The 7,579-nt window shown below is 43.0% G+C and carries 7 protein-coding genes; 3 read left to right on the top strand and 4 right to left on the bottom strand.

Annotation, left to right across the window (positions count from 1 at the left end; all coding sequences use genetic code 11):
- Positions 1-4: 4 nt before the first annotated feature.
- The 3 genes from F6K63_RS15715 to F6K63_RS15710 all read right to left on the bottom strand — a co-directional run bounded on the left by F6K63_RS15715 (position 5) and on the right by F6K63_RS15710 (position 3,997).
- Entirely contained in the window at positions 5-3,586 is a 3,582-nt protein-coding gene (locus tag F6K63_RS15715; RefSeq protein WP_287312635.1) for a HEAT repeat domain-containing protein, read from the bottom strand.
- Between the two features lie 79 nt (positions 3,587-3,665).
- Complete coding sequence (locus F6K63_RS37845) at positions 3,666-3,806, bottom strand: hypothetical protein (RefSeq protein WP_287250419.1); 141 nt, start codon at positions 3,804-3,806, stop codon at positions 3,666-3,668.
- Positions 3,807-3,814: 8 nt separating this feature from the next.
- Complete coding sequence (locus tag F6K63_RS15710) at positions 3,815-3,997, bottom strand: hypothetical protein (protein ID WP_071102165.1); 183 nt, start codon at positions 3,995-3,997, stop codon at positions 3,815-3,817.
- 68 nt (positions 3,998-4,065) lie between these two features.
- Between F6K63_RS15710 and F6K63_RS15705 the strand changes: the two genes are divergently transcribed.
- Both F6K63_RS15705 and F6K63_RS15700 read left to right on the top strand, forming a co-directional pair.
- Positions 4,066-4,242 (top strand): hypothetical protein, encoded by a 177-nt coding sequence (locus tag F6K63_RS15705; protein ID WP_154659986.1) that lies wholly within the window; start codon positions 4,066-4,068, stop codon positions 4,240-4,242.
- Positions 4,243-4,328: 86 nt separating this feature from the next.
- Positions 4,329-5,165, top strand: a complete 837-nt coding sequence (locus tag F6K63_RS15700) for a Uma2 family endonuclease (RefSeq protein WP_287312634.1) — start codon at positions 4,329-4,331, stop codon at positions 5,163-5,165.
- Positions 5,166-5,408: 243 nt separating this feature from the next.
- Here F6K63_RS15700 and F6K63_RS15695 read toward each other — a convergent pair whose 3' ends face one another.
- The gene (locus F6K63_RS15695; RefSeq protein WP_287312700.1) at positions 5,409-6,200 is read right to left on the bottom strand and encodes an LmeA family phospholipid-binding protein; all 792 of its coding nucleotides are present in this window, start codon (positions 6,198-6,200) and stop codon (positions 5,409-5,411) included.
- 861 nt (positions 6,201-7,061) lie between these two features.
- On the opposite strand from F6K63_RS15695, the gene F6K63_RS15690 reads away from it, so the two are divergent.
- Entirely contained in the window at positions 7,062-7,487 is a 426-nt protein-coding gene (locus F6K63_RS15690; RefSeq protein WP_008191146.1) for a hypothetical protein, read from the top strand.
- Positions 7,488-7,579: the final 92 nt, after the last annotated feature.

The raw sequence follows: 7,579 nt of genomic DNA, 5'->3' as shown, positions 1-7,579 counted from the left end.
AATTCTAAATTCTACATTCTAAATTATCCTTAGCAAACTTCCGCAGTTCAGGATCGGAGTCATGCTCTGCTCTATCCTGTAATAAGGATCGGGTTTGGGAATGGTTAGGATAATATTTGAGGATGGCATTAAGGGCTGCTTGTCGAGGATTGTTTTCTAGTCCATAGACAATCACGTTTTTCTTATCCTTATTAGGATCATAGGGGTCATGGAGAATGCGATCGCATAAAAATTCAAATAACCAAGGCTGATTGGCCGTAGGCCACGCTACGCGATCGTGCCAACCTTGAGCTAACAGTTCAATTGCTCTACCTCGCACATCCGAATCAGTATCAGAGCGAGCCGATTCTTGAAGTAGGGCTAAGGTATCTCGGTGGTCTTGGTAACGTTTAGCTAACTGTTTAATTGCTGTAACTCGCACATCCGAATCAGTATCAGAGCGAGCCGATTCTTGAAGTAGGGCCAAGGTATCTCGGTGGTCTTGGTAACGTTTAGCTAACTGTTCAATTGCTGTACATCGCACCTGCCAATCAGTATCAGAGCGAGCCCATTGTTGAAGTAGGGCTATGGTATCTCGGTGGTCTTTGTAACCTTTAGCTAACTGTTCAATTGCTCTAACTCGCACACTCGAATCAGTATTATAGCGAGCCCATTGTTGAAGTAGGGCTATGGTATCTCGGTGGTCTTTGTAACCTTTAGCTAACTGTTCAATTGCTGTAACTCGTACCCACGAATCAGTATCACAGCGAGCCCATTGTTGAAGTAGGGCTATGGTATCTCGGTGGTCTTTGTAACCTTTAGCTAACTGTTCAATTGCTGTAATTCTTACCCACGAATCAGTATCAGAGCGAGCCAATTCTTGAAGTATGGCTATGGTATCTCGCTGGTCTTTGTAACTTTTAGCTAACTGTTCAATTGCTTTACATCGAACATCCGAATCAGTATCACAGCGAGCCAATTCTTGAAGTAGGGCTAAGGTATCTCGGTGGTCTTTGTAACCTTGAGCTAACTGTTCAATTGCTCTAACTCGCACCTGCCAATCTTGATCACAGCGAGCCGATTGTTTAAGTATGGCTAAGGTATCTCGGTGGTCTTTGTAACCTTTAGCTAACTGTTCAATTGCTGTACCTCGCACCCACGAATCAGTATTATAGCGAGCCAATTCTTGAAGTATGTCTAAGGTATCTAGGTGGTCTTTGTAAGCTTGAACTAACTGTTCAATTGCTCTAACTCGCACCTCCGAATCAGTATCACAGCGAGCCGATTGTTCAAGTAGTGCTAAGGTATATTGGTGGTCTTTGTAACCTTGAGCTAACTGTTCAATTGCTGTAATTCGCACCTCCGAATCAGTATCAGAGCGAGCCGATTGTTTAAGTATGGCTAAGGTATCTCGGTGGTCTTTGTAACCTTTAGCTAACTGTTCAATTGCTCTACATCGCACCCACAAATCCGTATCAGAGCGAGCCAATTCTTGAAGTATGGCTAAGGTATCTCGGTGGTCTTTGTAACCTTTAGCTAACTGTTCAATTGCTGTAGCTCGCACCCACAAATCCGTATCAGAGCGAGCCAATTTTTTAAGTAGGGCTAAGGTATCTCGGTGGTCTTTGTAACCTTGAACTAACTGTTCAATTGCTCTAACTCGCACATACCTATCAGCATCCGAGCGAGCCAATTTTTTAAGTAGGGCTAAGGTATCTCGGTGGTCTTGCCAATGGGTGGCTACTGCTACAACAGCTTTAGTGCGAATATCACGGACTAAGTTGGCCTCATCTCCATACTTGTTATCAGTAGAATTTAGATCATAATGAATTAAGTCTTTGACGCGATTCAGTAATCCAATATTCGTTGATTTAATCTCATACCGATTCCTAACCTCAGATAAACAATCCCCTGCCAGAAATAAATTATTAAAATCATCCTCTACTCCACCTTGTTCCATCAAATACTCAATAATCTCTCCAGCTTTGGTAGAATCAACCATGCCCACAATCAACTGGAGCGCTTCATGCCAATATTCATCCCGCCAGTGCTTACCAAATACCTCAGTTTTCAACTGTGCTAGGGAAATCTCCTGCTTTTTCTCAAATTTCCTGACCAATTCCCGAGCACAGAAATAGTTCAAAAATGTCCGATGCACAAAAGCGTAGTAATTGGCTCCCATTGAACAGAAGATAAAATTGCGGGTACACAACTGATTAATCATTACCTTAGCAACAGCTTTAGGATTAGTAACCTCCCGTAATTTCAGCTCCTCTTTGATAATTCTTTCTAAATCTTCCCCACTAATCAGATTTCCCGCTAATCCCCCTTGATTACCCTGCATGAAATCTGCCACTTTTCCCAATATCTGTTGCTTATCTTGATAATCAATAGTCTTCGGATCAACAGGATTATCTTCTAGTAATGCTAGTTCCACATCCCATTGATGGAGCAGTAACCGAGAAGATTGGTTATAGAGTTCAGAGCGGTCACGAGGCAATTCTTGATTGCGGTTCAGGATTGCCATCATGGTTAGTAATAGGGGATTTTGCGCCAGTTCTCGAATCCGAGAGGATGTCTTTATTGCTTTTTGTAAGCGCTCCTGTTTCCTAACTTTATCGACTTGATCAGTAAAGGTTAACTCATGCCACTGCTGGATAAACGTTTGAATTTGTTCCGACTCCAAGTCTTGGAGCATTACATGACGAAAATCAGCATCCCGTAGCCGTTGAGGTTTATAACCAATTACCCGAGATGTCACAATTACTCTTACCTTAGGATAATTATTCGTAAAGCGATGAATATCAGTAATTATATCCTCTCGTTTCCCTGGCTCAAACACTTCATCCAAGCCATCAAACATCACTAAGACAATACCCGCCTTTAACTTATCATCAAGTTTATTTTGATTGAGATGACATATCGTTCCACTACTTTGATGGCAGAATTCCAAGAAATTCTGACACTGTCCACTATCGCGATTCCGGATATAAGTGGGTAAGTCAATCAGTAACGGAATCCGTAGAGAACTTTCAGTAGTTAGATCAGTTCTTGCCCACTCCAATGCTAAATATTGCAGCAAGGTAGATTTACCAGAGCCTGGGTCTCCTAAAACCACCAAATAGCGATAGCCTTGAGAGTCCTTAATTACATCCAATACGGATTTAATTGGCTGTTGATAATAATCCTTTCTAGCTCGTTGCAACTCCTTTTGGTCAATTTCGATATCTAATTCACCACTCTCTTGCAGTTTTTGATAATAATCCTTAGGCAGTTCATGAATCCCCTCCGGCATCAAGTCATGAACCTCTTGCACATTTTGGTGGATAAATATATTCCAGAGTTTTAGTTCATTATAAGCACAGCCACTAGTATCCAAACTATCCAATTTGAGATTACCATAGCTCTCTAGGAGTGCTTCCTGATATTTTTTTAATTCAAAATCTGGGGTAATTTCTGGTTTAGTGTTTTCTGCGATCGCTTCCAAGGTTTGGGAATTTCGAATAGGCCGTAACTGCTCTGATTCCCGAATAATATTTTTATTTTTTACTTTCTTATTGTTCTTTTTTTTTCCTTTCTTGAGATAGCTTTTACCAATATAGTACATAGTGCCAATCAAATCCTTCCGGTAATTCTAATAAGTCAAGCTCAATCTAAGTCTTCGCTAATATATCGGTATCTATTCCTTAACAGCCATACTTGAACGCACTGCCCAGGATAGCTTTAATGGATTTATGTTTAATATACTGCTTGAGAGGTTTACTATACGGTTTTAATTTTTGCTTAGATAAATCAGCATCTTCCAATTCTTCTTCCAATAAAGCCACGAATTATTTTAAGGCTTGACCAAAAATTTTTGGGTATTTTGATCCGATAGTCCAGTATACTCTTTGATAGACTCTTTGAAAAACTCTTTAGTGTAGTCTTCTAGAGCCTCTTTTGCCAAGGGACCAATCACCTCTTTGGCGAGATAGCCACCAGCACTAGAAATTCCCCAAACTGCTAACCAATCTAGCATGATATTGGTAGTTGTTTTTTGGTTTATCTATAATTATAAAGTAAAAGGAGTAGGGAGCGGTGCGACCCGTGGCGAATTTAATAATTAGATGCGGAAAGCGCACCGAGGGAGTCGGGAGCAGGAAAGTCCAATATAGCGTTTATGGGATGTATGAGGTACGCTTCTCAAGCTCAAAGTCCCTCTTTTATAAGGGAAACGGGGGTACGCTTTGGGAACAGGGAACAGGGAGCACAGCTGATGGCTGACAGCTGACAGCTGACAGCTGAGGGCTAAATGCTTACCGGCAGTTGCTAAGATCAAACTCATCAGTCGGAAAAATTGAGGTCATCTCATGTCACTTGCCAAACCCTCATTTAAAAAAGTTATTCTCCCTCATCCGGCTAAAGAAACCCTGCCCACCATGTATGATTTACCCAGTGAAGATCCCGAGGAGCCGGGTTTGCCTGACGAATTTCATCTTTGGCAACCACAACTGTGTAGTGAGACATTTCGCCCTCCCAATTATGACAGGGAAAGGGTGTTTGTCGCCAGTGACTTAAATTTATATTATGACCCGCAGCATACGGCTTGGTATAAACGACCGGATTGGTTTGCCGTAGTAGGGATTTCCCGATTCTACCAGGAACGAGAGCTCAGGATGAGTTATGTGATCTGGCAAGAAGAGGTCAGACCCATTGTGGCGATAGAGTTGCTCTCTGCCAGCACCAGAGATCAAGACCTCGGTTACAGTGAACGAACGGGAGAACCACCCACCAAATGGGAAGTGTACGAGCAGATTTTAGCAATTCCCTACTATCTCACCTTCGACCGAGTCAGCAATGAATTGCGAATTTTTAAGTTAGATGGCGGTAGCTATCAACCCCAAACCATAGACAATTCCCAATTTTGGATCCCTGAGTTGCAATTGGGTATAGGGCTATGGCTTGGTCAATATCGGGGATTAAATCGGTTGTGGCTACGTTGGTATGATCAAAATGGGAATTGGATTCCCACTGAGGCAGAACGAACCGAACTTCAACGGCAACGAGCTGAACAAGAACGTCAACAGAAGGAATTGGCTCAACAACGAGCTGAACTGGCTCAACAACGAGCTGAACTCGCTCAACAACGAGCTCAACAACTAGCTGAACGGTTACGACAGATGGGTATTAATCCCGATGACATTTAACCCCTGTCTGAGTTTGTGGGTGTATCTCCTAAAAGCTGTTTGACCCGGTCGGTGGAACGGGAATCTTGCCCGTTTAAATTTTCGGGCGGATTGTCTCAACAAGGCGCAAAAAGGCGGAAAATCAGAGCGAGCCCTTCCCTAGAGCAGCCTACGCAACTGATCTCCCCATCTCCCCATCTCCCCATCTCCCCATCTCCCCATCTCCCCACCCTTTAATAATGGGTATTCAAAAGGAATCATCGGTCAAGGATTATTCGGGATGTGATCGATTTGGGCGTAGCCACTGAAAACTAGCTTTTTACCTTGGGTCTCTAGACGATTGATGCGCATAGTGACACCATCCAGGTTGAAGCGGTCTAGATCCACCATATTGTTCAAGATCTCATCGAGGGCTACTGTCAAAGTTTTAGATATCTCTTGTAACGACTCTGGTATTTCATTAGCTTGAAACTGCGAGTCTTTAAACAAAATCCGCCGTCGCCGTTCTACTCCGATGGTAGATGTCATACTAATCGGTACTATGCCGTACTTGGGTAGGTTAGCCTTAGCAAATAACCGTAGACCATTGTTCGGTTGCAGCTCAACTTGCACCTCAGTAAAGGAAACTGGATCACCACCAGATAGTGCGGTTAAGGCTGGCGTAGAAAGGTTTTCCAGCCGCTTTCTTACTAGTTGTGCTTTAAAGGATTGGTTGATATCAGCTTCAGTAAGAATAACTTGAGCGATCGCTTGAGTAGGTTGTTTCAGAGAAATCTTACCCTGAAGCACTGAGCTGAAATCCAGAGAGACAGCATCGGTTTCAAAGGACATCTCCTCTGTCCGGAATTCCCGACGAATCACTAAACCACGACCACTCATTTTGAAACTATCGATGCTACCTTGTAGCAACTTGCTAGAGGGATAGCAGCGCACAGACACATCTACCGATTCGCTTGTGGTAAACAGGTGGCGAATGGTCTTGCTGGCAACAGTATTGAGCAGCTGTTCACCCCAGTCAGTGCCAGAATTATTTGTACCGGTGAAGCCACCTAACATAACCATCTTGCATCCTGCGAGAGTTACTTCTACATTTGTAACAAAATGTGAAGAACTCAGCAATCGATCCTAGGGATTAAGGTTATTTGGTTATTCCCCATTGACATCCAGTGTAGCGTAAGTTAATCGGTTGTTCACCTTTAGTGTCCAGTGCAGGGTAGGTTATTTGGTTGGTTATCGGTTAATCAGCTGTAGTATATCAAATGTAGTATCTCAAACTGGTTAGCTCCAGAGGTCTCGGTTGTAGGGCTTTAGTTGTAGACCTAAAGGGGTCAAAAGCCAGTCTCAACCTTTATAGCATTTGTCATAGTTATCAAGTACATTCAATTTTCTTATCCAATCTTGATGGACTCGCTCATGGAGGGGAAGCCATCATGAAGGCGCTGGCTCCCCAATGGCTGGGCTGCTCCCTACTCTCTACTCCCTGCTCCCTATTCCCTAACAACCAGAGCCTAAGTACCTGACCCAATTGAGAACTACTTTATAATCCTTGACCTAATTGTTTACTTTCGTAAAATGTAGCTTAATATAATTAAGGCTTTATAATACTTGTAAAAGTTAGTCAAGAATAAAAATTAAGCTAACGTTGCGGTCTGTAACGTAATTAATGGGATTAAAATGAGTATCACCGATTCTCATTTACCGATTACTCCTTACTAAACTCAGTTACAGCAAAGACTCCAGGTCAATACAGCAACCAGAGCTTTTTTTGTTCTCCTACTTTGTAAGCACCCCGCTCGCCCATAGACGAGGCAATAACACCAATAGTTAATCCCACATCTCCGCCAGCGGGTAGGACCAACGGGCTAATCTTGCCCGAATAGCTAAAAAACTCGGTTAAAAACTTCTAGGTATACGATTATGAGCGATAGCACTGTGAGCGATAGCACTGTGAGCGATAGCACTGCAATCAATGAAAACACTACCGCAGTTCAGCTAGCAGAAGCTCCAGCACAGGAAACCTCTGCCCTGGATACACTTCCCCCTTTACCTGGAAACCGTCCCATTGCTCCTAGTGAGCTTCATATTAGTGAAACACACAGCATAATGGGACATCGACCAATTGATGCCAGTAATCTCCAGGTATTAGAAACGATGTCTGTAATGGGAGAGCGCCCCATCACTTCTAGCAACATTGAGGTACTCGGTATCATGAAGGTGTCTGGGGAGAGACCAATTGCTGCTAGTAGTCTTCATCTTGACGAAATAGAGTACATCATGGGCAAGCGTCCCATCGCCCCAAATGATATTGATGCTGATCCACAGCTGATGGGTTATTTAGATTAAATTCAATCACCTGTTGATTTAGCGTCCGCTCCCACAACTGTTTTTTCCACGAACCACCCCTGTTTCAAAACAGGGGAATTTTGTGATTAGCT

The sequence above is a fragment of the Moorena sp. SIO1G6 genome (genome assembly GCF_010672795.1).
Lineage (GTDB): Bacteria > Cyanobacteriota > Cyanobacteriia > Cyanobacteriales > Coleofasciculaceae > Moorena > Moorena producens.
Note: the sequence above shows the minus strand (reverse complement) of the source record. Positions and strands in the feature narration are given on the sequence as shown.